Genomic DNA, 25,866 nt, shown 5'->3' with positions numbered 1-25,866 from the left:
CCGCCGTCCTTCGTTTCAATGCATTCGACCGAACATGAAAATTTCCCGATCCCTTTCCACCGTCGAAGTCCATACGGGCGGCGAAGCGTTCCGCATCGTCACGAGCGGGCTGCCTCGCCTGCCGGGCGACACGATCGTCCAGCGCCGCGCATGGCTCAAGGAGAACGCCGACGAGGTCCGCCGCGCGCTGATGTTCGAACCGCGCGGCCACGCCGACATGTACGGCGGCTACCTGACCGAGCCCGTGTCGCCGAACGCCGATTTCGGCGTGATCTTCGTGCACAACGAAGGCTACAGCGACCATTGCGGGCACGGTGTGATCGCGCTGTCGACCGCCGCGGTCGAGCTCGGCTGGGTGCAGCGCACGATGCCGGAAACGCGGGTCGGCATCGACGCGCCGTGCGGCTTCATCGAGGCCTTCGCCAGGTGGGACGGCGAGCATGCGGGGCCCGTGCGCTTCGTCAACGTGCCGTCGTTCATCTGGCGGCGCGACGTGTCGGTCGATACGCCGTCGTTCGGCACCGTGACCGGCGACATCGCATATGGCGGCGCGTTCTATTTCTACGTCGACGGCGCGCCGTTCGACCTGCCGGTGCGCGAATCGGCGGTGGAAAAACTGATCCGCTTCGGTGCGGAAGTGAAGGCCGCCGCGAACGCGAAGTACCCGGTCATGCATCCGGAGATTCCGGAAATCAACCATATCTACGGCACGATCATCGCGAACGCGCCGCGCCATCCGGGCTCGACGCAGGCGAACTGCTGCGTGTTCGCGGATCGCGAGGTCGACCGCTCGCCGACCGGCTCCGGCACCGGCGGGCGCGTCGCGCAGCTGTACCAGCGCGGGCTGCTCGCGGCCGGCGACACGCTCGTCAACGAATCGATCGTCGGCACGATCTTCAAGGGGCGCGTGCTGCGCGAGACGACGGTCGGCGACATTCCGGCCGTGATCCCGGAAGTGGAGGGCAGCGCGCATATCTGCGGTTTCGCGAACTGGATCGTCGACGAGCGCGATCCGCTGACCTACGGCTTTCTCGTGCGCTGAGCAGCGGTACAGATCGGCCGCCGTCGCGCGGCTACCCGGTTGTCGTACCAGGCCTGGCGCGTCGTTCCCGTTGCGGGGGCACGCGCCTTTTTTGCGTGCGACCGGTCGCGAAGCCGTGCGGTGCGCGCCGGCGCAAGGCCGCCACGGCCGGCGGGCCGCGCGAGTTTTGGTACGATGCACCCTTTTCAGCCGAGCTCCACCCGCGTGAATCGCCGAAACGTGTCGTCAGTGCGTGACTTCTGTGCCAGCTGGGTTGCGCGCGCCCAACCCGTCGCGGCTGCCGCCGTCGCGAGGGTCAAGCCTCTCGCCGCCGTCGCGTGGCAGCATCTCCGTCGTCCCACGCGCCGCGGCGTACTGCTCACGGCCGCCGGCGTGCCGGTGCTGTTCGTGCTGTACGTGATCGTGCTGATCCCGTTCACGCCGGGCATCGGCGACATCCGCAAGGCGCGCGTCGACCAGCCCGCACAGGTGCTGTCCGCCGACGGCAAGCTGCTGGCCGAATTCAAGCCGTCGAACCGCGAGTGGGTGCCGCTCAAGCAGATCTCTCCGCACATGGTCGACGCGCTGATCGCGACCGAGGATCATCGCTTCTACGAGCATCACGGCCTCGACTGGAAACGCACCGCATCGGCCGCGCTTCATACGTTCTCGGGCAGCCGCCAGGGCGGCTCGACGATCACGCAGCAGCTCGCGCGCAACCTGTATCCGGACGAGATCGGCCGCGCGCCGACGCTCACGCGCAAGGTGAAGGAAGCCATCACCGCGCTGAAGATCGAGGCCGTCTACAGCAAGGACCAGATTCTCGAGACCTACCTGAACACGGTGCCGTTCCTGTACAACGCGTACGGCGTCGAGATGGCCGCGCGCACCTATTTCGACAAGTCGGCCGACGAACTCGACGTGCTCGACAGCGCGACGCTCGTCGGAATGCTGAAGGGCAACAGCTACTACAACCCGGTGCTGAACCCTGAGCGTGCGCTGCAGCGGCGCAACACGGTGCTCGGCCAGATGGTGAAGTACGGCAAGCTGTCGGCGGCGCAGTTCGCGCAGTTGCAGCGCAGGCCGCTGCGCATCGACTTCGAGCGCCAGAAGGAGCCGCCGGGGCCGGCGCCGCATTTCGCGCAGCAATTGCGCAAATGGCTGATCGCGTGGGCCGACCGCAACGACTACAACATCTACTCGGACGGATTGATCGTGCGCACGACGATCGATTCGCGGCTGCAGCAGATGGCGACGCAGGCGCTCACGCTGCAGGGTAATCAGTTGCAGGGCATCGCGAACAACGCGTGGAGCGGCCGCGACGGCTGCGGCACCGACAACGAGGTGTTCCGCACCTTCATGCGCGAGTCGCCCGAGTACAAGGCCGCGCAGGACACCGGCAAGGACGACGCGGCCGCGATGAAGCTGCTCGCGGCCGACCGCGGCTTCATGCGCGCGCTGTGCAAGACGAAGACCGACGTGCAGGCCGGCTTCCTCGCGATCGATCCGCGCGACGGGCAGATCCGCGCATGGGTCGGCAGCCGCGACTTTACCAACGAGCCGTTCGACCACGTCGCGCAGGCACGGCGCCAGCCGGGCTCGACGTTCAAGCCGTTCGTCTATGGCGCTGCGTTCGCGGGCGGGATGAAGCCGGACGACACGTTCATCGACCAGCCGGTCGAGATCCCGCTGAAGGGCGGCGAGATCTGGCGGCCGAACGACGACGTGCCGCCGACGGGCAAACCGATGACGCTGCGCGACGCGGTCGCGCTGTCGCGCAACCGGATCACCGCGCAGGTGATGGAGAAGGTCGGGCCCACGGCGGTCGCGCGGCTCGCGCGCGACATGGGCGTGCGCGAAAGCCCGCTCGAACGCGTGCCGTCGCTCGCGCTCGGCACGAGCCCGGTCACGCTGAAGGAGATGGTCGCGTCGTACGCGACGATCGCGAACGGCGGCCTCTACGTCGAGCCGCAGATGGTGACGCGCATCGAGAACCGCCAGGGCGACGTGCTCGCCGAGTACGCGCCGGCGCCGCCCGAGCGCGCGCTCGACGCCGAAACCGACAAGACGCTGCTCGACGTGATGCGCGATGTCGTGACGCGCGGCACGGGCGGCAGCATCCGCACGCGCTTCGGCATTCGCGGCGATGTAGCCGGCAAGACGGGCACGACGCAGGACAACGCGGATGGCTGGTTCATCCTGATGCAGCCCGGCCTCGTCGCCGGTGCGTGGGTCGGTTTCGACGACGGCCGCGTGACGCTGCGCAGCGATTACTGGGGGCAGGGCGCGCACAGTGCGCTGCCGATCGTCGGCGATTTCTTTCAGCGCGCGCAGCGCGCCCGGATCGTCGACACGAAGGCGAAATTCGATACCGAGCCGTCGCCCGGCTGGTTCGCGTCGCTGCGCGAGCGTGCGACGGATCTGTTCGACACGTGGTTCAGGCCCGAGCCGACGAAGGCGCCCGCACCGGTCAGGACGCAGCGCATGGAGCCTTCATCGGAGGCCGACGAAGGCGCGGCATCGGCCGCGTCGGCGGCATCGGCGCCCGAAGCGGCGTCCGGCGGCATCGTCGAGGAATGGATACCGGCGTCCGAAGTGGCCGCATCGGCCGCTGCATTATCGCCAGGCGCATCGCAACCGCAGACAGCGCAGCCGCCGGCAGTGGGCGCAAGTACGACGAGCGACGGCAGTGCGGGCATCGGTGCTGCGCCGGCCGCCACGCCGACCCAGCCGCCCGCGCCGGTCGCTCCCGACGCGACGGGCGCCTCGCAGTAACGAAGCCGTTCAGATTTCGCAGCGATGCTGCCGTACGCGGCGGGCGACCGCGTCGAGCAACTGGCGCTCGACGGCACGGTGCGGGCCGTGCATGCCGATCCGGCGGCGCCGGCACTGACGCTGCATCACGCGGCGTTCGGCGAGACCGGCGCCGACGATCTGGTCCGCCTCAAGGCACTGCTGTTCGACAGGCTGATGGCCTCGGCGGACATTGGCCCATCGCGCTGACGCGTGGGCCGCGCGCGCCAGATGCTGTATCGCAGCATTCGGCGCATGAATGTCGACAATCATCTGATGATTGTGGCTATTCCGGCGAAATTGTACGGTTTCCGTCAACAGTGAATTTGCGATTTAAGTATTTACCCTGATAGTCGCGCCTCCTAGACTTCTACCCATGCGCAACGACCCCGAGTCCGAAGCGCCTGACAAAACAATCCTGGAGGTAACGCATCATGAAATCGCTGATCAAGGCAGTTGCACTGGCCGCCCTGGTGGCCGCACCGGTCGTCTCGTTTGCCCAATCGAACCAGCAGCCGCTGACGCGCGCGCAAGTGCGCGCCGAGCTGGTCCAGCTGGAAAAGGCCGGCTACAACCCGAACGACTGGGTGAACTACCCGGAAAACATCCAGGCCGCACAGGCAAAGATCGCCGCAGCGCAGAACACCGGCGCGCAAGCTGACGCAACGGGCTACGGCGCGAATGCCGCCGCGACGTCGCAGTCGGGCCAACGCGTGGTCGTGCCGGCCGCCGCCGATCGTTCGTCGGTGTACTTCGGCCACTAAGCGGGCCGGCGCCCGCAACGGCACCCGGTTTGCGGTTCCCCCGAAACCCGTGCACGGTATCCGTGTACGGGTTTTTCGTTTCCGCATGCCCGAATGAGCCGCCGGGGCGAGCGCGGTGCGCCTGCCTGGCATTACGGCGCGGTGCCTGCCTTGCGAGCACGGGTCGCGAGCACCGCCGCGACGCCACCGAGGATGGCGGCCGATGCGAGCGCGAGCCGCCAGGTCGGCTGTTCGGACAGGAACAGCACGGCGCCGCACGCGGCGATCGGCGGCACGGACAACTGGATTGCCGCGGCGCGCATGGCCGTGAGGTGCCGCAGCGCGGCATACCAGACGACGTAGCCGAGGCCCGAGGTGAGCGCACCGGAAAGCACGGCAAGCGCGACGCCGGCCGGCGTCACGCGCATGCGGGGGGCGAGCGCGACGCTCAACGCGAGCGCCAGCGGTGCGGCACGCAGGAAGTTGCCGGCGGTCGCCGCGACCGGATCGGCGGGCTTGCGGCCGCGTATCGAATAGATGCCCCATGCAATGCCGGCGACGGTCATCAGCGCGGCGCCTTGCGGCGTCGGCGCCGCGAGCCCCGGCGACACGAGATACAGCAGCCCGCCGAGCGCGACGCCGAACCCGGCCCAGCCCGCCGGGGCGAACCGTTCGCCGGCGCGCCATCCCGCCGCGAACATCGTCAGTTGCACGGCGCCGAACAGGATCAGCGCGCCGGTTGCGGCACTGACGGTCAGGTACGCGAACGAGAAGCACGCGACATAGGCGAACAGCATCGCCGCCGCGGGCCAGTCCGCGGGCGGGGCGGGCCGTCGCGCACCCGCGCGGGCAACGATCGCGAGCATCAGCGCGCCCGACACGAGGCGCAGGCTGCCGAAGCTGGCCGCGTCGATCCGCCCGGCCTGCAGCGCGAGCCGGCACAGCAGCGAATTCGACGCGAATGCGAGCATCGCGACGGACGTCAGCGCGGCGACCCGCACGCCCGGCCGTACGTGCAGCGCGAATGCGGAGGCGGGCGGGCGCATCGCGGGCCTCACGCGTGGTTCGCGACGATCAGCATGGCCGCGCCGAACAGCGCGGCGCCGAGCGGCGCCGTGAGCTGCCGTCCCCACGCCGCATTCTTTTCGATGGCCATCAGCGCGGCGAGCGACAGCATCCAGCCGAGACTGCCGGCGCCGACGACGAACATCAGCAGCATCAGCGCCCAGCAGCACCCGACGCAGAAGAGCCCGTGGCTTGCGCCCAGCGCAAATGCGTTGCGCAACGGCGTGCGGCCGCGCCAGCGGCTGATCACGAAACTGAAAGGGGTGCGGCACCGGTCCAGGCAGTGTTCCTTCAGCCAACTGAACTGAAATGCACCGGCGAGCGCAAACACGGCCGCGCCGATCAGCCAGCCGCGCCACGCGAGCGCCGGCACATGCGCGACGCCCGTCAGCACCAGTGCATGCAGCCCGTGCGCGACGAGGCCGAATCCGCTCCACACGACGACGTAGCCGACGCCGACGAGCGCGAGCAGGCGCGCCTGATCGGGGCGGTTCGCGACGACGCGCGCGAACGCATCGAACAGCGCCAGCGTGGTCGGCAGCATCATCGCAAGGATCATCAGCGTCCAGGCGGCCGCGTCGAGCACGGCCGGCAGCCATAGCGCGCCGCCCGGCAGCGCGCGACAAAGTGCGCTGAACGGTTCGGGGGCGGCACCGTCGCCGTGCTCGAGATAACGCCCGTACGGACTGCGCGTCCACGCCCACAACGTGACCCACGCGAATCCAACGAGGCTTGCGAGCACGAGCGGAAACAGGCGCCGGTGCAGCGACGCTGCCATGGCCGTTTCCGTGCGATCGCGATTCACGCGTCGAACAGGAACGTGCTCTGCAACGCGTTGTGATTCTTCAGATCGATGTCGATGCCGATCGCCGCATTCTTCGACCGGTAGACGGGCGCCTTGCCGACGAACACGGGGGCGCCGGGCACGGTCGAGAACACGGTGTCGGTCAGCGTCGTCTGCGCGCCGCTCGGGCCCAGGTACGGCTCGAGTTCCGCGTGATAGTCGGTGCCGATCGACAGCGTGCCGCGCGCGCCTTCGACGTCGAACCGGATCGGTGCGCGCTCGATCGACACGACCTTGCCGATCAGTTTCGCGAGTTCGGCGATCGGGCCGCCGGCCTGTCCCGTGTAGACCTTGAGCAGCGCCTGCTCCTGCTCGTCGGACGCCGTGTCGCTGACGTAGATCGCAGCCGTCCAGTTGCCTTCCAGGATATTGCCCGGCACGCGGCACACCGCGGCGATCGTGTTGCCGCCGACGTCGACGCCGTCGACCGTGCCCTTGTCGACATGCCAGGCGACGATGGTGTCGCACACGCCGAAATCCGGATCCTCGCCGATCCAGCACGGGCACAGTACGCGACAGTTGCAGACCTCGAGCAGACGGCCTTCCAGGTGATAGCTCATGATTTCCTCCAGAGAGCGACGGCGATCGCGCGTTGCGCAAGGCAGAGGAAACCGGCTGACGAAACGTCAGGCCCGCTCGGCGGCACGAACGCGAAATGCGCTGAGAAATGCGCGGAAGCGGGACGGGATGGACGCGATAGCGCTGGCCTGAAGCGGCGTATCAATTTTTCCAGTGTAGGTGCGCGTGGATGATATGCAAGCCGACGCGCGAGTATGATGCCGGCTGACAAGCGGACGCGCGTGCGCTAGCATCGCGGACGGTGTCGCCGCGCGCCGAGGCGCGGCAGGGGCGTCAGGCTCCGCACCGGCTTCCACGACTTCAACGAACAACAAGGAGCATCCATGCGTGTCTTGACCGGTCTGCTGTGCTCGCTGGCACTCGCGGCGAACGTCGCCCATGCACAGGCGAATTGTGCGGACGCAACGGATCAGGCGACGATGACGGCGTGTGCCGATCGCGCGTACAAGAAATCCGACGGGGATTTGAACCGGACCTACCAGTCCGTCACCGCGCGCCTGCGCGATGCACGGCCGCTTGCCGACAAACTCGTGAATGCGCAGCGCGCGTGGATCGCGTACCGCGATGCCGAGTGCAGTTTCTCCAGCGCGAACGCCGAGGGCGGTAGTGTATATCCGATGGTCGTATCGACCTGCCTCGACGATCTGACGAAAGCGCGTACGGAAACGCTGAAGGCCTATCTGTCCTGCGAGGAAGGCGATCTCGCGTGCCCGGTGCCCGCCATGTAAAGTCACGCACCGGCTCGACCGGTGCGGTTCGCGATCCTCTGTTACACGTCGTCCGTTACACGTCGTCCGTTTCGTCGAGCAGCTTGTGCCGCATCGCGTAACGCACCAGCGCCGCTTCGTGCGGCATCTGCATCTTTTCCAGGATTCGCGTCTTGTAGGTGCTGACCGTCTTCGCGCTCACGCACAGCGCGTGCGCGATCTCGGTCAGCGTCTGGCCGGCGGCGATCCGTCGGAACACGTCGAATTCGCGATCGGACAGCCGCTGGTGCGGCAGCGTCTCGGCCGGCTCGTTCAGGCTCTGCGCGAACTGCTCGGCCATCGCGAGGCTCACGTAGACGCCGCCCGACGCCACCTTCGTGACCGCGCCGACCAATTCGGCGCTCGCGCTTTCCTTCGTCAGATAGCCTGACGCACCCGCGCGGAACGCGCGTACCGCATATTGCTGTTCCGCGTGCATCGTCAGCACGAGCACGCGCAGCGCGGGCTTCTCGTCCTTGATCTGCTTGATCAGTTCGACGCCGTTGCGGCCCGGCATCGACAGGTCGAGCACGAGCACCTGCGCGGGCGTCGAGCGCACGAGCGCAATCGTCGACGGGCCGTCGCAGGCTTCGCCGGCCACCTCGAATCCGCTGGCGTTCTGGAGGATGTGCCGCAGACCGTCGCGCACGAGCGTATGGTCGTCGGCGATGAGCACCTTGATCATGTGATGAGGGTTTCCTGTTGGACGGTACTGAGCGGTAACGCGACGGTAATCGAGAAACCGCGCGCGAGCGCGGTGTCGATCGTCACGGTACCACCGAGCATGTGCGCGCGTTCGCGAATGCCGATCAGGCCGAACGATTTGTCCTCGTGGACCGTGCCGCCGGGCGCCGCGCCGCGGCCGTTGTCCGCGACGCGCAGCACGCAGAAGCCGTCCTCGATGTCGAGCCGCAACGCGACGCGCGTCGCATCCGCATGGCGCGCGACGTTCGTCAGCGCTTCCTGGACGATCCGGAACAGCGTGGTCGCGCCCGCGCTGGTGAACGTAAGGCCGCCCGTTTCGATGTGACGCTCGACATCGATCCCGTAGCGGTTCGTGAAATCGTTCGCGAGCCATTCGATCGCGGGCACGAGGCCGAGATCGTCGAGCATCACCGGCCGCAGGTCGGCCGCGATGCGCCGCACCGACGCGACCGTCGCGTCGATCAGCCGCCGCATGCCCTGCAGGTGCGACAGCATGCCTTCGTCCGGCTGCGCGCGGCCGGGCACGCGTAACTGCTGCTCGACCACCGACAGGTCCATCTTCAGCGCGGTGAGCTGCTGGCCGAGGTCGTCGTGCAGCTCGCGTGCGATGCGCGTCTTTTCTTCTTCACGCACGTTCTGCAGGTTCGCCGACAGTTCGCGCAATTCCTCGCGCGATTGCTTCAGCGCATTCTCGGCGCGCAGCCGCTCGGTGATGTCGCGCAGCATCACCGTATAGAGCTTGCCCGACGCGTCGCGAATCTGCGAGATCGACGCCTCGATCGGAAATTCCTCGCCGCTGGCGCGCAGCCCGAACAGCACGCGCTGGCGGCCCATCTGCCGCTCGGAAACGCCCGTCACGCCGAACTGGTCGACATGCCTCGCGTGCGCGGCGCGGAACCGCTCGGGGATGAAGCGCGACAGCGGCGCGCCGATCGCCTCCATCGCGGACACGCCGAACACCTGCTCGGCCATCGGATTGAAGATCACGACCGTTTGCTTCTCGTCGATCGTGATGATCGCTTCCATCGACGAACGGATAATGCCCATCATCCGCGCCTCGTTGAGGATGCCGCGGCTGCTCGCGCCGGAATCGGCCGTGGCGCCGGACCGGCCGCGCATCAGCGCATGGACGAGCGCCGCGAACGCGAACGACGCGATCAGTCCGGCGGCAAGCACGGTGCCGGCCGCGCGCTGCGCGCCGGTTGCGCTCGGGCGGCCGTCGGCGGAATAGGCGAGCGTCAGCACGGTGCCGCCGAAATTCAGCACGTCGGTGCGCCGCAACAGGTCGGGCGAAGCCAATGCCTCGTCGGTCGTCGTTTCGACGCTGGCGATCGCGCGCGGATCGCCGCCGGCGGTCATCCACAGGTCGATCCCGCGTTCCGCGTCGAGTGCGCGCTCGACCAGGCGCCGCGGGCTCAGCGCTGCGAACAGCATCCCGTCGGCGCCGGCTTCGCGCGTGCCGGACGGCGTGGCGGCCGCATGCGGCGAGGCGCTCACGGGCAGGAACAGTGTGAGGGTGCGCGCGTCGCGGGACGTGTCGTCGTCGGCCGGGTGAACGCCGAGCGCGATGTCGCCGGTTTGCAGCGCGCGCGCCAGCGGCGCTGCGTCGGACGCGCCGAAGCGCACGACAGGCGAACTCGACGGGGGCGCGCTGAGCGCCGCGGCCGCGAGCGCGCCGCCCGGCATCGGTTTCGAGCCGGCGAGGGCGCTGCGTGTCGCGGGCGGCAGCGGCACATAGCCGATCTGCCGCACCGGCGAGCGGCCGCTGTCGAGATCGAGCGTCTCCGCATACCGGCGCCATTGCTCGGGCGTCATTTCCGGGACGAGGCTGAATGCGCCGCGCGCGCCTTCGAGCACGGCGACACCGGACTGCAGCTCGTGGCGCAGCATCGCGGTCACGTGCGTCGTGCGGCGCTCGAAGCGCGTACGGACGGCGCCTTGCCACTGCTCGCGCACCAGCAGCGCGACGCCGAGCGACAGCACCGCGCCGGCGCACAGCGCGACGATGCCAGCCGCAAGCGGCTGGCGTAACATGCTCTGGAGGCGCGTGGGCCCTCGGGAATCACGCGTCGGGGTTCCACTGGCGGTCATTCGATGGCCATTCTGTTGTCGGGGCGGCCCGCAGCACTCGGGCAGCGCGGCAAAACCGGGCAAAACTCGCACCGGCTGCGTACAGCGTCTATTTTGAAGATGAAATTGTGCGCGTTTTACACGTTTTATGTAATAGGGTCAGCTGAAAATGCGGCAAACGGCGTGGAGCAGCGGGCGCGCCGGCCGCGCTTGACGCGCGTCAACGAGCGCGTCGGCACGTGGGGCAGACTGTTCGGCAGGCGAGCCGGCAACGGGCCGGCTTGCGGTAACGGGCCGTCGTCGTACAACGCGCGACGCATGCCCGGTCGGAGGGACGGACCATGTACAAGCGGATTTTCGTCGGGCTCGACGGCGGCCCGAGCGCGCGTCTCGCGCTGAACGAGGCGATCCGGATCGCGGCGGCGTCCGGCGGCGAGGTCACCTGCGCGTATGTCGTCGAGCATCGGCCGCAGCTCGTCGACGTCGACGCGGGCTTCGCAGCCGAGCGCGACGGCGATGCGGCGGCCACCGCCGCTGCGACGCCGGTGCTAGACGCTGCGAAAGCGGAGCTCGCTCAGCAGCACGTGCCGGGCACCGTGCGCGCGCTCGACGCGTACGGCGAGGATGTCGCCACGGTGCTGATGCGCACGGCGGCCGAAACCGACGCCGACCTGATCGTAATGGGCACGAGCGGGCGGCACGGGCTGCGCCGGCTGCTGCTCGGCAGCGTCGCGGAATCGCTGCTGCGCACGGCCGACCGGCCCGTGCTGCTGGTGCGGCACAGCGAGCCGGGCGCGCCGGCGACCGCGTGATGCATGCGGTGCGTTGCTGACGCATGAGCGGTTGCGGGCAGGAGACTGCCGCGCGCCTTTGCCGGATGTCTGCCTGATGGAACGCGCGACGCGCTGATCGGCGCAGCGCGCGCGAGTGCGCCTGTCGCGTTCGACGCATGCGTCGTCCGGACGAGAGGGCGCCCCGGATGCGCACGCATAGGCGCCATTGCGCGCCCGCGGGTTGCATCCCGACCCGCAGTTCTGGCAGCATCGACCGTGTCCGATTCCTCGCCGCGCGCATGGCCGCGGCGATCGACGCAGCGGTATCCGGCGGCACCCGGTCGCATCCGCGACGAACCGGGCCATACGCTGGATGCCGGATTCCTACCTTGCCGACGTCATCCGCCATGCCGATTTCCGCCACCGACCTGATCCGCCAGTTCGACCTGCAGCCGCACCCCGAGGGCGGCTATTTCCGCGAAACCTACCGTGCGGCCGATTCGGTCGTGCGTCCGGCCGACGGTGCACCGCGCGCCGCATCGACCGCGATCTACTACCTGCTTTGCGACGGCGCCTATTCGTCGTGGCACCGGATCCGCTCCGACGAGGTCTGGCATTTCTACGCAGGCGATCCGCTCGAGGTGTGGGTGCTCGACGAGCGCGACGGGCTGACGATCCACCGGCTCGGCAACCCGCTCACGCATCCGGGCACCGTGTTCCAGACGGTCGTGCCGGCCGGGCGCTGGTTCGGCGCGCGCTGCGCGTCGCCGGAGCACGTCGCGCTGGTCGGCTGCACGGTTGCACCGGGCTTCGAGTTCGCGGAATTCGAGCTGGCGGACGCGGCCATGCTGACAGCCGCGTTTCCCGACTACGCGGAGCACGTCGCAAGGCTCGCGCAGCGCCCGGACGCGTAACTGTCGCAAGTGGTGCAGCCGTCGGCCTGAAGCCCGTGACGATGGCGTGTGTTCCGCGCGATTCCGGTCAAACCCGTTTAGAATGCGCGTGATGCACAAGGTCTGCTGCGGACGTGCCGCGGCGGCCGTTGCGCAGCCGGTCCGACGGCCCCCGTCGCGCGGCCCGCATGTCTTCCAGGAGCGCCGCCGTGTGGCACTTTCCCATTGCAATTCCATCGTCGCTCGGCCCGTGGGCCGTGTTCGCGAGCGTGTTGATCACGCAGCTCGGCGTGCCGGTGCCGGCCGTGCCGATGCTGATTCTCGGCGGCACGATGGCGGCGATGGGGCAGGCGTCCTGGGCCAGCATGTTCGCAGCGGCGATCGGCGCGACGATGCTCGCCGATTCGCTGTGGTTCTTCATGGGCCGCACGCGCGGCCGGCGCCTGCTGAACGGCCTCGTGCGCTTCTCGCTGTCGCTCGACACGACGCTGCGCTTCGCGCGTAACGTATTCGAAAGATACGGCGCGCCGCTGCTCGTGCTGTCCAAATTCCTGCCGGGCCTCGGCCTCGTGTCGGCGCCGCTGCTCGGCACGACCGCGATCGGCGTGGGCGTATTCCTGTTCTGGGATCTGGCCGGCGCGTCGCTGTGGGCCGCGTTCTGGCTCGTCGGCGGCGCGGCCATTCACGACCAGATCGTCCAGTTCGTGCTGTGGGTGCGCGCGAGCGGCGGCACGATCCTCGACGCGTTCCTCGCGATCTTTATCACGTTCCTGCTGTACCGCTGGGTGCGCCGCGTGCAGTTCCGCCGCTATCTCGCGCAGGTGCGCATCTCGCCGCCGCAGCTCGTCGAGATGATGACGTCGGACGAGCCGCCGCTGATCTTCGACGCGCGGCCGAAGGCGATCCGCGAGCGCGAACCGTACCGGATCGCCGGTGCGGTGCCGGTCGACCTCGATTCGCCGGACCTGCTCGATCCGGAAGTGTTGAAGCGGCCGATTGTCGTCTATTGCGTGTGCCCGAACGAAGCGACCGCGAAACGCATCATCGCGAAGATGCAGCGCAAGAAGATGATCCACAACATCCGGGCGCTGAAGGGCGGCCTCGATGCGTGGGAGAAGCACGGCTATCCAGTCGAGCCGCTGCCGGCCGATCTCGATTCGTCGCGCTATTTCGTGCGGCCCGAACACGGTGCGCTCGAAGGCGAATATACGGTGAGGGCGACGCTGTCCAAATAAATGCGTGCGCGGCGTCGCGCGCATTCGAATTCCGCCAGCGGTTTCACGCATAGCGATTTGAGAAAATCGGCTGGCATGAAACCTCCGATCATTCATATAATCCCGCCTGCATATTGCGTGCGCCTAATCGCGCACATTCGACGCGCGCTCGTTCGCGCCGAAAGCGATTGATCCCGTTGCCGCTCGTCACGCGCACAGCCGCGTCGTACGGGCCGCACGGGCGTATTCCGTGAAAGGCCCGATCCGTTTTCCGGATTGTTCCGGAGAATACGGATAATCCGCGGCGATTCCAATCGAATTGACGCAGCACCCGTGTCGTTTCTCATTCGGAAAACGACGGCGGAGATTATTTCGTTTTCGGCTGCCGAGATCGGCATGAACGGTCGCGCATTGACATCGACACAATGACGGCGGCCCGCGCGCGGCTGCAAGGAGACGGACTTGAAACAACCAGAAGACCAGTTGCACCGCGGGCTGGAAGAGCGGCACATCAACCTGATGGCGCTCGGCGCGACGATCGGCGTCGGCCTGTTCCTCGGCTCGGCCACCGCGATCCGCACGGCCGGCCCGGCGATCCTGCTGACCTACCTGCTGGGCGGCATCGCGATCTTCCTGATCATGCGCGCCCTCGGCGAGATGGCGATCACCAATCCGGTCGCCGGCGCGTTCAGCCGCTACGCGCGCGACTACCTCGGCCCGCTCGCCGGCTACCTGACCGGCTGGACCTACTGGTTCGTGTGGATCGTCACCTGCATGGCGGAAATCACGGCGGTCGGCGTCTACATGCACATGTGGTTCCCCGGCGTGCCGAACTGGATCTGGGCGCTCGCGGCGCTCATGGCAATGGGCTCGGTGAACTTCATCGCGGTCAAGCTGTACGGCGAATTCGAGTTCTGGTTCGCGTTGATCAAGATCGTCACGATCGTGCTGATGATCGTCGGCGGCGGGTTGATGATCGCGTTCGGCATCGGCAACGGCGGTGTCGCGACCGGCATCTCGAACCTGTGGGCGCACGGCGGCTTCATGCCGAACGGCATCGGCGGCGTGATCGCCGCGCTGCCGATCGTGATGTTCGCGTATCTCGGCGTCGAAATGCTCGGCCTCACGGCCGGCGAGGCGCGCAACCCGGAGAAGTCGCTGACGAAGGCCGTGAACTCGGTGTTCTGGCGCGTGCTGATTTTCTACATCGGCGCGCTGTTCGTGATCATGTCGCTGTATCCGTGGGACCAGATCGGCACGCAGGGCAGCCCGTTCGTGATGACGTTCTCGCGGCTCGGCATTTCGGCCGCCGCCGGCATCATCAACTTCGTCGTGCTGACCGCGGCGCTGTCGTCGTGCAACAGCGGCCTGTTCAGCACCGCGCGGATGCTCTACAACCTCGCGCAGCAGGGCCAGGCGCCGGCCAGCCTCGGCCGCGTGAACCGCAACGGCGTGCCGGTGTACGGCGTGATCGTGTCGGTCGCGCTGCTGCTGATCGGCGTGCTGCTCAACTATCTCGCGCCGCAGCACGTGTTCACGTGGCTCACGTCGGTGTCGACGTTCGGCGCGATCTGGACGTGGTGCGTGATCCTGATCGCGCAGATGCGCTTTCGCCGCACGCTTTCAGCCGACAAGATCGCGCGCCTGCCGATCCGCGTGCCGTTCTATCCGCTGGGTTCGTACATCGCGCTCGGGTTTCTCGCGCTGGTCGTCGTGCTGATGGCGTTCACGCCCGACACGCGCGTCGCGCTCGTGATCGGGCCGGTATGGATCGTGCTGCTCGGCATCGCGTATGCACTGTTCTACGCGAACCGTCCGGCTGCATCGGTGCCGACGAAGTCGTAAGCAGTACGGGCAGGGGCTGCGCGATCGTTGATCACGATCATGCGCGCGTGGGCCGGACGTCCTATGCTGAACGCATTGCTTGTCCGCGCTTCGCGTGGTCACCCGGCGATCCCCGCGACCGCGCCAGCCGTTCGGCCGCCCGGCCGTCGCGCGCCGCTTCCGCGCGAAGCTCCCGTCGTCGTTCCGCGACGACGCGCCCGCACGGAGGCCTTCGCCATGCAGCCTGCCCAGTCCATCCCGACGCTCGCGCGAATCGCGCTGGCCGTCGATCCGACGCCCGAATCGCTGGCCGCCGCGCGCTACGCGCGCACGCTTCTGCGTGCCGGCATGCGATTGCGCATCGTCTGCACGATCGACAACCCGCGCCTCGTATTGCCCGACATCCCGCGCATCGACGCGCTGCTGACGTCGGCGCGCGAGGACATGATCCGCGAGGCGCAAGCCACCAACGCGCGGATCGCGGCGCTGTTCGACGACAGCGGCATCGAGGTCGAGCAGGTCGTCGTCGATACGTCGGTCACGGGCGGCACGGTCGCCGATGCGCTGGTGAACGACACGCTGGCGTGGCGCGCGGACGTGCTCGTGGTCGGCGCGAATCCGCATCACGGGCTGCTGCGGCTCGTCGAAGGCGCGATGTCGGACACGCTGACGACACGCGCGCGCTGCGCGCTGCTGATCGTGCCGGCCGGCTATGCACGTCCGTCGGACGGCACGCTGCAGCGGCTGATGTTCGCGGTCGACGGCAGCGAGCCGTCGCTGCACGCGGTGCTTGTCGGGCTCGGCTTCGCGGCGCCGACGACGTTGCTGTATGCGGCGTACGTGATCGATCGCGCGGTTCGTCTGACGGATTTCGTGCCGGTGCGCGCGCTCGAGGATGCGTACCGTGCGGAGGGCGAGGATGCACTCGCGAAGGTCGGTCCGCTGTTCCATGCGACCGGTAACCCGACCAAGCGCGGTATCGTCGAAACGCGTCCGACCAGCGACGACGTGGCCCATGCGCTGATGCGCGACGCCGTGCACTGGCGTGCGGAGTTGCTGGTGGTCGGCACGCATGGCCGGCGCGGCATCGCCGCCTGGCTGATCGGCAGCGTCGCGCGCCGCGTTGCGCACCTCGCGCAAGTGCCTGTCTTGCTCGTGCGTGGCGCGGAGTGAATGGCGCGCTGTCACGCACGAAACGGGCCTTGGTTGACCTGCATCAGAAACGGCATGCGCATCGCGTGAGACATTCATTGAATATCCGCCGATGCGGCCGGTCTGTCGTGCAAATGTAATGACAGTCGCGCATGAACGCGGGCATCGATCGACGGCGCGTTGGTCGCCGACCCATCCTTTTCAGGAGCCGCGCCTCGCATTGCATGGCGCATCGTCCGACCCGGAACTCTCTGGCACGAGGGTAGGCAGCCGATGGCTGCCTTGGAGGACGGGCGGGGTGCGAGTCACCCCGTCCGCTTTCCGCATTGCCGGCCCCGTCAGATTTCTTTTCCCCGCAGGAATTGTCGTGAATGCTGCCGTGTGGAACGGCACGCGATGGCCCGTCATGGCGCGCAGTCGATTCGGGCCGGCGGATGCTCGCGGCATGCATGGCATCGCCGTACATGCGCGGCACGCTGCAGGCCCTGTAGAAGCCAGGCCATCGCACGGCCCCGTGCCGTGCCTGCTGCGTGCGCGCTCAGAGGGTGCGAAGAGTCGACCGCAGAGTGTGCTGGCGGCCGGCACCGCGGCGTACATGCGGGCGTCGGCGCACGACATGCAGCGGTGCGCACACGCCGCATGTGCGATTGCGCAGCCGGTTCGCATGCGGCCAGCCGGGGCGCGCCTTCCGGCGCGACTCCGAAACGGCCGGCGCGTCGTCCGCGGCCCGCGCGCAGAGTGCCGCGGCGAACCGTTGCAGCGCGAGTACCGACCCCGCGACGCTCTGGTATTTTTCGCGACCGATCTGCCCGTCGAGCATGACGAGCAGCCCGGCTTCGCGTGCGAGCGCGAGCAAGGTGTCGAGATCGTCGGACGGACGGATGCCGGCTGACCCGACCCGGGCGGGCAGGGCGCGCGCATTGCCCGACGCGTGCCGCTGGCCGTCCCGGCCTGCGAAGTTGCGATGTGTCATGGTTGGTCTCCCGCGCCGGACCCCGCATGCCGGCTCGATGGCCGGCTGGGCGATGACCCGGTATGAACGCTTTGTTCATGCCATCAGTATCGGGCGGCGACAACGCGCTGCCAAGCAGCGTGCGCTGAAGTCGCTGTCAGGCATTGCGCGGTGCGTATCGGAATCCGCTGACACGCGTGGCGGCCGATCGGCGGGTGCGGTGGCATCTGCCGTGATCCGCGCGTTCGTTCCGACGAATGAGCGGGGTGCCGCAGACGTCGCTTGACGCATGATTTCGGCCGGTCTAAGTTCCCCAACTGCATCGGCGTCGCGCGGCGTTCCATCGTCAGCCCGTCGACCGGTGCCGCGCCCGGGGTGGCGTGGCAGGGCTTGCAGTTTCGTTCGCGGGCGGTTTGCGCCGCGAACCGGGCGCGGCCGGTCCGGAGACGGATCGGCACGGCGGCACGCAACGTGCCGTTGATCGCGCGCAAATATGCTCCGGCGCATCGTACGCCGCGCAGCCGTCCAGTTTCTAAACTTCCAGTACCGTCATCTTTTCGTTCCTCGACCGTCAGGAGTTCGTCGATGTCCAAGGACAATTTGCTCGATTCACTCAAGGAAGCCGCCCAACAGCGTGCGATCGGCGCAGACCAGTTGCGCGCGATGCTCGACGACGAAGTGCGCGTGCTGTCGTCCGGCGCGCGTGTGCACGACTACATCCACGTGTTCGCGATCCGGCACCTGCGCGAACGGATGCGCCAGCAGGACGATCTCGACAGCGACACGCGGGCCGATACGTCGCCCGCTGAATCCGATCCGCGCCCGAGCCATCGTCTATGACGGGCGCTCGCCGCGGCTGACGCGGCGGGCGTTACCCGATCCGTCGCCGGGCCGCGGTCAAATCCCGCTCGACCTTCACGCATGCGGTCGACGGCGAGCCGGCCAACCCGAAACGCCCGGCGATTTCCGCGCACGAGGCTGTCGGCACCGTCGCCGCGCCCGGCGACCTGCGCGCGGGCACCGGTCAGGCACGGCAGTCTCCTGACGATCCGCCGACAGCCGGCGGCGTTTCGTCATACATTTCGCTGAATTGTCGCAACGGCCTCAAGTAAGCGGCGCGATTGCCGTTTACCCGGTGAACTGGTCCACCGCGCGTTCGCGCTCCCTTACCGAGTCGTTGCCATGTTCTCCTCCATCCGCGCCCGCATCCTTGCCGCGTGCGTCGCCATCGTCGTATTCGCGCTCGTCGCCACCACGCTGATCAACTACTTCATCGCACGCTCGTACAACGACGACGCGATCGACCGCAACCTGACCTCCGTCGCGAGCGGCCACGTGGTCGGGATCGCCGACTGGGTCGCCACCCGGAGCCGGATGATCGCGTCGCTGCAGGATGCCGCGCTGGCACCCGATCCGCTGCCGGTGTTCAAGCAGATGGCCGCGGCCGGCGGCTTCACGAACGTCTACGCGGGTTATGCCGACAAGGCGTTCCGCTTCTCCGACCCGACCGGCATCCCGCCCGACTACGATCCGACCGGCCGCCCGTGGTACAAGCAGGCCGCGCAGGCCGGCAAGCCGGTCGTCACGCCGCCTTACGTCGACGCCGGCACCGGCAACCTGGTCGTCACGTTCGCGGTGCCGATCCTGCGCGACGGTGCGCTGAAGGGCGTGGTCGCCGCGGACGTCGCAATGGACAGCGTGATCGCGAACGTGAAGTCGATCCACCCGACGCCCGCGAGCTTCGGGATGTTGATCGACAGCAGCGGCCACGTCGTCGCGCACCCGAATCCGAAGCTCACGCTGAAGCCGGTCGCCGACGTGTCGCCCGAGTTCGGCGCGACGAGCGCCGCGTCGATCGCGGCCGCAACCGCGCCCGTCGAGGTCAGTGTCGGCGGCGAGGCGAAGCTGGTGCGCGCGCGGCCCGTGCCGGGCACCGACTGGTACGCGCTGGTGCTGCTCGACAAGACCGAGGCGACGGCCGGGATGCGCTCGCTGCTGACCGCGTCGCTGATCACGCTGATCGTGATCGTCGGCGTCGCGTCGCTGATCATCGGCGCGATCACCGCGACCGCGTTCCGCCGCCTGTCGCTGGTGCGTCAGGCGATGGCCGCGATCGGCTCGGGCGCGGGCGACCTGACGCAGCGCCTGCCGGCCGACGGCCGCGACGAAGTCGCCGACATCGCGCGCTCGTTCAACAGCTTCATCGACAAGCTGAACGACGTGATGCGCCAGATCCGCGACGCGAGCGAATCGGTGCGCACGGCTGCGAACGAAATCGCGGCGGGCAACCAGGACCTGTCGTCGCGCACCGAATCGGCGGCGGCGAGCCTCGAGGAAACGGCCGCTTCGATGGAAGAAATCACGGCGACCGTCGGCCAGTCGGCGGCAGCCGCCGGCCAGGCCGACGAACGCGCGGCAGCCGCGTCGCGGATCGCGTCGCACGGCGGCGTGGTCGTGTCGGACGTCGTCGCGACGATGGGGAAGATCGAGGAAGCGTCGGGCCGGATCGGCGACATCATCGGCGTGATCGACGGGATCGCATTCCAGACCAACATCCTCGCGCTGAACGCGGCCGTCGAAGCGGCGCGCGCGGGCGAGCAGGGCCGCGGCTTCGCGGTCGTCGCGCAGGAAGTGCGCAGCCTCGCGCAACGCAGCGCACAGGCCGCGCGCGAAGTGAAGGTGCTGGTCGAATCGACGGTCGCGAGCGTGTCGGCCGGGTCCGGGCAGGTGCGTCAGGCCGGCGACACGATGCGCGAGATCGTGTCCAACGTGTCGAACGTGACGACGATCATTTCCGAGATCACGCATGCGGCGAACGAGCAGACGCGCGGCATCCAGGAAGTGAATCGCGCGGTCACGCAGCTCGACGAAATGGTGCAGCAGAACGCGGCGCTCGTCGAACAGTCGACGGCGGCCGCAACCGCGCTGCAGTCGCAGGCGAACGCGCTGGCGACGACGGTCGGGCAGTTCAAGGTCGCGTGACGCGGCACGCCGGATGCGCGGCCGTGCCGCTCACGAGCGGCCTCGGTCGCGCATCAGCGCGAGCCGGTTGTAGAGCGTCTTCAGGCTGATCCCGAGCGCTTTCGCCGCGCGCGGCTTGTTGCCGTCGAAATGACGCAGCGTCGCCGCGATGAAGCGCTGCTGCGCGTGGTGCAGCGTCGCGCCGAGCGGCAGCGCCATTGCGCTCTCCGACGTGCGGTCGGGCGGCATCGCCTGCTTCGGCAGCGCGACGTCGATCCCGTCGTCCGCCAGGATGTACGCGCGCTCGAGCGTGTTGTGCAGCTCGCGCACGTTGCCGGGCCACGAATACGCGCGCAGCGCCGCGATCGCCGCGTCGGTCAGCCGCTTGTGCGAGCGGTGCCGCGCGTTCAGCGTATCGACGAATTCCAGCGCGATCGTCTCGATGTCGCCGTCGCGCTGGCGCAGCGGCGGCACGTACAGTGCGAACGCGGCGAGGCGGTAGAACAGGTCCTCGCGCAGCCGGCCGTCGCGCACGGCGTCGGCCGGATTGTGGCGGGTGGCCGACATGATCCGCACGTCGAGCGGAATCGGCTCGGTGCCGCCCACCCGCACGATCGCGTTCGACTCGATTGCCCGCAACAGCTTCACCTGCAGCGCCGCGGGCATTTCCGCGATCTCGTCGAGCAGCAGCGTGCCGCCGCGCGCGGCTTCGAAAAAACCTTCCCGCTGCGCGATCGCGCCGGTAAAACTGCCTTTCTCGTGCCCGAACAGTTGCGACTCGGCAATATCGGGCGGAATCGCGCCGCAGTTCACGGGCACGAACGGGCCGTCCCGCTGCGCGCTGAGATCGTGCAGCCGGCGCGCGACGATATCCTTGCCGACCCCGCTTTCGCCGGCAATCATCACGCTGGCGCGGGTCGGAGCGATTTTCTCGATGCGGCCGAGCAGCGTGCGCATCGCGGAGGACCGTCCGGACAACCGGCGGCCGTCTGCGCACTGCTTCGACCGGTTTGCGGGTTCGACCATCGGCGTTAGCGGGCCGTTTTGAAAATCGGCATCACGTGTTCCGTTCATTGCAATATTTGTCATCGACAGCGAAACGGCTGCGAAGGTGCCGCTGAATAGGAATTTCCAATGTGCGCGGCGTGAGCGGAAGGAATCGCCCATCGGTCTTTCCGCGAACCCGTGGAACGATCCACCGGCGCCTTTTTACAGAAACCCGATGAAAAAGCCGGTTGCGATTGCATTCCTCCCGGGCGGACCGCGACTTCGACCGGTGCCGGACCGGCTGCGACCGAACAGACGGCCGTCATGACGCCGGTCCGACCATCCTCGGTCCGGACACCGCCCCAGGCGCGCATCGGGCATGTTGCTTGCTGATACCACCATGCTCGCTCGGCACGCTCGACGACAATGCCGGATGGCCGACAAGCGGCACGATGCCGCGCGACGGGAGCCGGCGCGATGCAAGGATGCAATGAGGACCCTGAACCGTGAGTTGTTACGGCAGGGTGCATGGGTCGTGCTGGCCGTCGGGCTGGCGTCCGCGCTGCAGGCGTGGGCGATTCGCGTCGTCGGCGAGCACGCGCCAATTGCGCCGCTGCCTTTCTATGCGGCCGTTGCGGCTGCTGCGTGGCTGACGTCATTCGGCGGCGGCCTGGCCGCGACCGTTACGAGCGTGGCCGTGATCGGCATGCTGTGGTGGCGCGATGCGCCGCTGGCCACGTTGTTCGCGCAGGCCGGCACGTTCGTCGCGATCGGCTTCGTCGAGTGCATGCTCGTGACGGCCGTGAAGCCATTGCTCGCGAACGATCGTCTGCGTCCGCGCGAAATCGATGACGACGGCAACGGCAATACCCGCCCGCCGCGCCGCGAGCCCGCGCCCGCCGCGCGCGCGCCTGACGACAGCCAGCTGCGCCGTGTGGTCGACGCGTCGCCCGATGCGATCGTCGGGGTCGACGCCGCGCGGCGGATCACGAGCTGGAATCCGGCCGCGTGGCGGATCTTCGGGATCGACGCGGCGCAAGCGACCGGGCGCGACATCGTTTCGATGATCGCGCCGCGCTGGTTGCGGCGGCATCCGGTGCCCGCATCGTTCGCGAACCTGCATGCGCCTGTCGGGCCGCTCGACGTGCTGTGCGTGCGCGGCGACGGCGGCCGCTTTCGTGCGACCTTTGCCGCGTCGCCGATCATCGATGCGCAGGGCAACTGCACGGGCCTGTCGATGACGCTGAGCGAAGCGCGCGAACGCCGCCGCGACGAGCGGCGCGATCTGCGTTCGCTGCGCGGCGCGCGCGACGCGCGTGCGCAGGCCGACTCGTCGAACCGGCTGAAGGACGAACTGCTGGCCACGGTTTCGCACGAGCTGCGCACGCCGGTGAACGTGATCTACGGCTGGGTCGAGGTGCTGCGCAACGTCGACGGGCAGGGCTTCGCGCAACAGGCGATCGACGCAATCGATCGCAGCGCGCGATCGCTGTCTCACATGGTCGGCGACCTGCTCGACGCGTCGTCGCTCGCGACGGGCCGGCTGCGCCTCGAACACGTGCCGGTCGATCTCGTGCGGGTCGTGCGCGACGCCACGCGCGAACTCGACGCGACGGCACGGGCGAACGGGCTCGTGCTGTCGACGGAGTACTCGATGCCGACCTGCGTGATCTCGGCGGACGGCGAGCGCGTGCGCCAGATCCTGTCGAACCTGCTGTCCAACGCGATCAAGTTCACGCCGCCGGGCGGGCGCATCACCGTGTCGCTGACGCGAGCGGGCGAGCGCGTGCGGCTGTCGGTCGCCGATACGGGGCAAGGCATTGCGGCGGAACACCTGCCGCACCTGTTCGAGACGTTCAACCGGCCCGAAGGCGCGTTCGCTTCGCCGAAACGCGGCCTCGGGCTCGGCCTGTCGATCGTGCGCAACATCGCGCAACTGCATGGCGGCGACGTCGTCGCAACGAGTGCGGGCGCCGGACGCGGGACGACCGTGACGGTCACGCTGCCGGCCGGCTGGGACGCAGACGATCCGGTCGCACAACCGGTGCGCACGACGGGCCGGCCGGCCGCGGCCGCGCTCGACGGCCGGAGCGTGCTCATCGTCGACGACGACGCGACGTCGCGCGCCAGCCTCGCCGCGGCACTCGAAACGATGGGCGCGCAGGTATCGACCGCGCAGTCGGGGCACGATGCGCTCGACGTGGTGGAACGGCATCCGCCGAGCGTCGTGTTGTCGGATCTCGCGATGCCCGACGGCGACGGCTTCTGGCTGCTCGACCGCATTCGGCATTTGCCGGGCGGCGGCGGACACCTGCCGGTCGTCGCGGTCACCGCGCACGCCGGCAAGGCCGACCGTCACCGCGTGCTGGCCGCCGGCTTCGACGCGTATCTGTGCAAGCCGGTCGACATGCCGACGCTGGCGAGCGTGATCGTCGACGTCGCGCCGGACGATTCACGCGACGGGAAAGTGCGCGACCGGTAGCGGACACGGCGGGCGCATGGAGCAGCGGCGCGTGGACCGATTTCCTTACGTCGGCCGAGCGTTCCGCGTGACGGGAAACCGCGCGATCGGCCCGCTCCGTCTCGCATACGGAGGTCCCCGGATGAAAACGAATCGGATGAACCGGGACGAACGCCGGCCGGCGGCAGGCGCGCTGGCCGCCGCCGGCGCATTGGCGTTCGCGCTCTCGCACGCGCAGGCGCCGCCTGCTTCGTCGGTGCAGGTCGAGCCGGGCGTCGTCAGCCCCGGCCCGACCGCCGACGAGGCCGCCATGACGCAGCGGCCGACCGGCATCGATGCCGAATTCGTCGACAAGGCCGCGATGCTCGGCAAGGTCGAACGACAGGCCAGCCAGCTCGCGCTCGACCGCTCGTCGAACCCGGACGTAAAGGCCTTCGCGCGCCGGATGATCGACGATCTCACGCGCATCGCCGCCGAATTGCGGCAGCTTGGCGCGCAAAAGGGCGTACCGGTCCAGACGCGGATGCTTGTCGATCCGGCAGTGACGGCATTGCGAACGAAGGATGGCCGCGCGTTCGACACGGCCTATGTCGCGCTGGCGGGCCCGCGCACGCACGAGGCGGCGATCCGGCTCTACGAAGCCGAGGCGCGCAACGGCCGCGATCCGCAGCTTCGCGCATTCGCGGCCCGCGCGCTGCCGACGCTGAACGCGCATCTGGCCGCCGCGCGGAAGCTCGCGCAGACGGTGGCGGCCGCGCACTGAATCGCGTTGCAGACGGCCGATTTCAACGCTTGCGCCGGCCCTCGTCTTCGGGGCCGCCCGGCGACGCTTCGTACGGCGGCGAGTCGAGCGCCGTTTCGCCTTCCTCGATCAGCCAGTACGGCGCGCTGCCGTAGTACGCATGCAGCGCCTCGGCCCAGGCCGGATCGGCCATGGCCGGCCAGCGGTTCCTGTCGAAGCCGGGTGCGTCGCGCACCTGCTCGGCGGCAACGGGCAGCACGAAGCATTTGCGCTCGACGTCGAGTATCAGCGCGTTCCACGGCACCGCGAGCAGCTTGTCGCCGCTCCCGCTCCCGCTCCCGCCGCGCGACGCGACGACCGCGTACGCGATCCGGCCGGAACGCACGTCGAGCATGATGTCGGTGACCTTGCCGATGTCGTCGCCGTCCACCGTCAGAACGCGATCGCCTTCGAGCGTGCGGGCGGCCATCACGTCGGGCCCCGGCCCGCGTGCGTGCGGGCGGCGGCCGGCGCCGACAATGCGCGCGGCGTCGCGCGACGGTTTGTCCGTTGTCATCGAAAACCTCCTGGTCGAAACGGCAACCCGGCGCACGCGCGAAACGCATGCGTGTGCGCGTCGCACCCGGGCAGCGGGCCGTCGTGCGGAACGACGGAGCGCGCGTGTGTCAGCGCCGACGCGGCAGCGACACGTCCTCGAGCGTATTGGCGAGCTCGTCGCGCTCGGGGCCGCCCGCGCGCGTCGCGATATCGCCGAGCGACACGATGCCGACGAGCCGCAGGCTGCGGTCGAGCACCGGCAGCCGATGCAACTGCACGTCGGCCATCCGCTGCTGGACATCACCGACGCCGTCGTCCTCGACGCACCACTGCACGGGTGCGGATGCGACCGCCAGCACGGGCGTATCGGACGAATGGCCGTGCGACAGCGCCCGCACCGCGAGGTCGCGGTCGGTCACGATCGCGACGAGTTCGGTGCCGTCGCAAACGGGCAGCACGCCGATATCGAAGCGCTGCATCAGTTCGGCCGCATGGCGAATCGTATCGGTCGGCGCGACGCACACCACGTCGCGCGACATGATCTCGTTGACGCGATACATGAAGCCTCCTTCGTGAGCGAATCGATTCAGGAGCAGATACCGTGCCGCGCGCGCTCCGCGCACGCCGGCCGTTGTCGGCCGGACGACGGAGAAATTTGCCAGCCCGCTTGTACATCTTCCACGGCGGCAGTCGCGAACGGGCGGCAAGCGATGTCAGTGGCCGATGCCGGTTATCGCGACGATCGCGAGCACCACGGCGCTTTCGATCGCCGCCAGCGTCGCGACGCCGGCGGCGCCGCTGATT

At 68.6% G+C, this 25,866-nt stretch carries 23 protein-coding genes and 1 pseudogene; 14 read left to right on the top strand and 10 right to left on the bottom strand.

What is annotated here, in order from left to right:
* Nucleotides 1-34 precede the first annotated feature (34 nt).
* The 4 genes and pseudogenes from lhpH to AC3WLY_RS12130 all read left to right on the top strand — a co-directional run bounded on the left by lhpH (nt 35) and on the right by AC3WLY_RS12130 (nt 4,578).
* Nucleotides 35-1,042 carry a trans-3-hydroxy-L-proline dehydratase gene (gene lhpH / locus AC3WLY_RS12145; RefSeq protein ID WP_492308328.1) on the top strand — a complete coding sequence of 336 codons (1,008 nt, stop codon included), beginning with the start codon at nt 35-37 and terminating at the stop codon, nt 1,040-1,042.
* A gap of 174 nt (nt 1,043-1,216) precedes the next feature.
* Nucleotides 1,217-3,796, top strand: coding sequence for a penicillin-binding protein 1A (locus AC3WLY_RS12140; RefSeq protein ID WP_492308329.1), 2,580 nt, complete (start codon nt 1,217-1,219; stop codon nt 3,794-3,796).
* Nucleotides 3,797-3,820: 24 nt separating this feature from the next.
* Nucleotides 3,821-4,024 (top strand): annotated as a pseudogene (locus AC3WLY_RS12135) (PilZ domain-containing protein); the annotation flags it as partial.
* A gap of 224 nt (nt 4,025-4,248) precedes the next feature.
* A complete protein-coding gene (locus tag AC3WLY_RS12130) occupies nt 4,249-4,578 on the top strand; it encodes a DUF4148 domain-containing protein (protein WP_034179562.1) in 330 nt (109 codons plus the stop codon).
* Nucleotides 4,579-4,709: 131 nt separating this feature from the next.
* On the opposite strand, the gene AC3WLY_RS12125 is transcribed toward AC3WLY_RS12130, so the two are convergent.
* Genes AC3WLY_RS12125 through AC3WLY_RS12115 form a run of 3 tightly spaced genes read right to left on the bottom strand, consistent with a single transcriptional unit; the run spans nt 4,710 to nt 7,026 of the window.
* Nucleotides 4,710-5,603, bottom strand: a complete 894-nt coding sequence (locus tag AC3WLY_RS12125) for a DMT family transporter (protein ID WP_492308330.1) — start codon at nt 5,601-5,603, stop codon at nt 4,710-4,712.
* Nucleotides 5,604-5,611: 8 nt separating this feature from the next.
* Nucleotides 5,612-6,400: a DUF2182 domain-containing protein gene (locus tag AC3WLY_RS12120; RefSeq protein ID WP_492308331.1), complete on the bottom strand. Its 789-nt coding sequence runs from the start codon at nt 6,398-6,400 to the stop codon at nt 5,612-5,614.
* A 23-nt stretch (nt 6,401-6,423) separates the two neighbouring features.
* Entirely contained in the window at nt 6,424-7,026 is a 603-nt protein-coding gene (locus tag AC3WLY_RS12115) for a DUF1326 domain-containing protein (protein WP_492308332.1), read from the bottom strand.
* Nucleotides 7,027-7,368: 342 nt separating this feature from the next.
* On the opposite strand from AC3WLY_RS12115, the gene AC3WLY_RS12110 reads away from it, so the two are divergent.
* Nucleotides 7,369-7,773 (top strand): lysozyme inhibitor LprI family protein, encoded by a 405-nt coding sequence (locus AC3WLY_RS12110; RefSeq protein WP_492308333.1) that lies wholly within the window; start codon nt 7,369-7,371, stop codon nt 7,771-7,773.
* Nucleotides 7,774-7,828: 55 nt separating this feature from the next.
* Here the strand turns inward: AC3WLY_RS12110 and AC3WLY_RS12105 are convergent, their stop codons facing one another.
* Complete coding sequence (locus AC3WLY_RS12105) at nt 7,829-8,476, bottom strand: response regulator (RefSeq protein ID WP_034179559.1); 648 nt, start codon at nt 8,474-8,476, stop codon at nt 7,829-7,831.
* Nucleotides 8,473-10,587: a PAS domain S-box protein gene (locus tag AC3WLY_RS12100; protein ID WP_310139989.1), complete on the bottom strand. Its 2,115-nt coding sequence runs from the start codon at nt 10,585-10,587 to the stop codon at nt 8,473-8,475. Before AC3WLY_RS12100 ends, AC3WLY_RS12105 begins: the two co-directional genes overlap by 4 nt.
* 320 nt (nt 10,588-10,907) lie before the next feature.
* Here AC3WLY_RS12100 and AC3WLY_RS12095 point away from each other — a divergent pair, with 320 nt between their 5' ends.
* The 5 genes from AC3WLY_RS12095 to AC3WLY_RS12075 all read left to right on the top strand — a co-directional run bounded on the left by AC3WLY_RS12095 (nt 10,908) and on the right by AC3WLY_RS12075 (nt 16,443).
* Complete coding sequence (locus AC3WLY_RS12095) at nt 10,908-11,378, top strand: universal stress protein (protein ID WP_072436774.1); 471 nt, start codon at nt 10,908-10,910, stop codon at nt 11,376-11,378.
* A gap of 368 nt (nt 11,379-11,746) precedes the next feature.
* Nucleotides 11,747-12,253, top strand: a complete 507-nt coding sequence (locus AC3WLY_RS12090; RefSeq protein ID WP_175959096.1) for a cupin domain-containing protein — start codon at nt 11,747-11,749, stop codon at nt 12,251-12,253.
* Nucleotides 12,254-12,441: 188 nt separating this feature from the next.
* On the top strand, nt 12,442-13,467 hold the full coding sequence (locus tag AC3WLY_RS12085; RefSeq protein ID WP_175959097.1) for a DedA family protein/thiosulfate sulfurtransferase GlpE: 1,026 nt from the start codon (nt 12,442-12,444) through the stop codon (nt 13,465-13,467).
* Between the two features lie 441 nt (nt 13,468-13,908).
* Nucleotides 13,909-15,291 carry an amino acid permease gene (locus AC3WLY_RS12080; RefSeq protein WP_175959098.1) on the top strand — a complete coding sequence of 461 codons (1,383 nt, stop codon included), beginning with the start codon at nt 13,909-13,911 and terminating at the stop codon, nt 15,289-15,291.
* A gap of 216 nt (nt 15,292-15,507) precedes the next feature.
* A complete protein-coding gene (locus AC3WLY_RS12075) occupies nt 15,508-16,443 on the top strand; it encodes a universal stress protein (RefSeq protein ID WP_492308334.1) in 936 nt (311 codons plus the stop codon).
* A 517-nt stretch (nt 16,444-16,960) separates the two neighbouring features.
* Here the strand turns inward: AC3WLY_RS12075 and AC3WLY_RS12070 are convergent.
* Entirely contained in the window at nt 16,961-17,395 is a 435-nt protein-coding gene (locus AC3WLY_RS12070) for a hypothetical protein (protein ID WP_492308335.1), read from the bottom strand.
* A gap of 83 nt (nt 17,396-17,478) precedes the next feature.
* Nucleotides 17,479-17,967, bottom strand: coding sequence for a hypothetical protein (locus AC3WLY_RS12065; RefSeq protein WP_492308336.1), 489 nt, complete (start codon nt 17,965-17,967; stop codon nt 17,479-17,481).
* On the opposite strand from AC3WLY_RS12065, the gene AC3WLY_RS12060 reads away from it, so the two are divergent.
* Nucleotides 17,960-18,214 (top strand): DUF3562 domain-containing protein, encoded by a 255-nt coding sequence (locus tag AC3WLY_RS12060; protein ID WP_175959101.1) that lies wholly within the window; start codon nt 17,960-17,962, stop codon nt 18,212-18,214. The genes AC3WLY_RS12065 and AC3WLY_RS12060 overlap by 8 nt on opposite strands.
* Nucleotides 18,215-18,556: 342 nt before the next feature.
* Entirely contained in the window at nt 18,557-20,356 is a 1,800-nt protein-coding gene (locus AC3WLY_RS12055; RefSeq protein WP_175959102.1) for a methyl-accepting chemotaxis protein, read from the top strand.
* Between the two features lie 30 nt (nt 20,357-20,386).
* Here the strand turns inward: AC3WLY_RS12055 and AC3WLY_RS12050 are convergent, their stop codons facing one another.
* Nucleotides 20,387-21,424 (bottom strand): sigma-54 interaction domain-containing protein, encoded by a 1,038-nt coding sequence (locus AC3WLY_RS12050; RefSeq protein WP_175959103.1) that lies wholly within the window; start codon nt 21,422-21,424, stop codon nt 20,387-20,389.
* 388 nt (nt 21,425-21,812) lie between these two features.
* Between AC3WLY_RS12050 and AC3WLY_RS12045 the strand changes: the two genes are divergently transcribed.
* Together AC3WLY_RS12045 and AC3WLY_RS12040 are read left to right on the top strand one after the other, a co-directional pair.
* A complete protein-coding gene (locus tag AC3WLY_RS12045) occupies nt 21,813-23,804 on the top strand; it encodes a hybrid sensor histidine kinase/response regulator (protein WP_492308337.1) in 1,992 nt (663 codons plus the stop codon).
* A gap of 121 nt (nt 23,805-23,925) precedes the next feature.
* Nucleotides 23,926-24,546, top strand: a complete 621-nt coding sequence (locus AC3WLY_RS12040) for a DUF4142 domain-containing protein (RefSeq protein WP_425130949.1) — start codon at nt 23,926-23,928, stop codon at nt 24,544-24,546.
* A 22-nt stretch (nt 24,547-24,568) separates the two neighbouring features.
* Here AC3WLY_RS12040 and AC3WLY_RS12035 read toward each other — a convergent pair whose 3' ends face one another.
* Nucleotides 24,569-25,081 (bottom strand): PRC-barrel domain-containing protein, encoded by a 513-nt coding sequence (locus AC3WLY_RS12035; RefSeq protein ID WP_310140005.1) that lies wholly within the window; start codon nt 25,079-25,081, stop codon nt 24,569-24,571.
* 109 nt (nt 25,082-25,190) lie between these two features.
* The gene (locus AC3WLY_RS12030) at nt 25,191-25,622 is read right to left on the bottom strand and encodes a CBS domain-containing protein (RefSeq protein WP_034179547.1); all 432 of its coding nucleotides are present in this window, start codon (nt 25,620-25,622) and stop codon (nt 25,191-25,193) included.
* Nucleotides 25,623-25,866 lie beyond the last annotated feature (244 nt).

The sequence above is a fragment of the Burkholderia sp. FW306-1C-G01B genome, from assembly GCF_058781685.1.
Note: the sequence above shows the minus strand (reverse complement) of the source record. Positions and strands in the feature narration are given on the sequence as shown.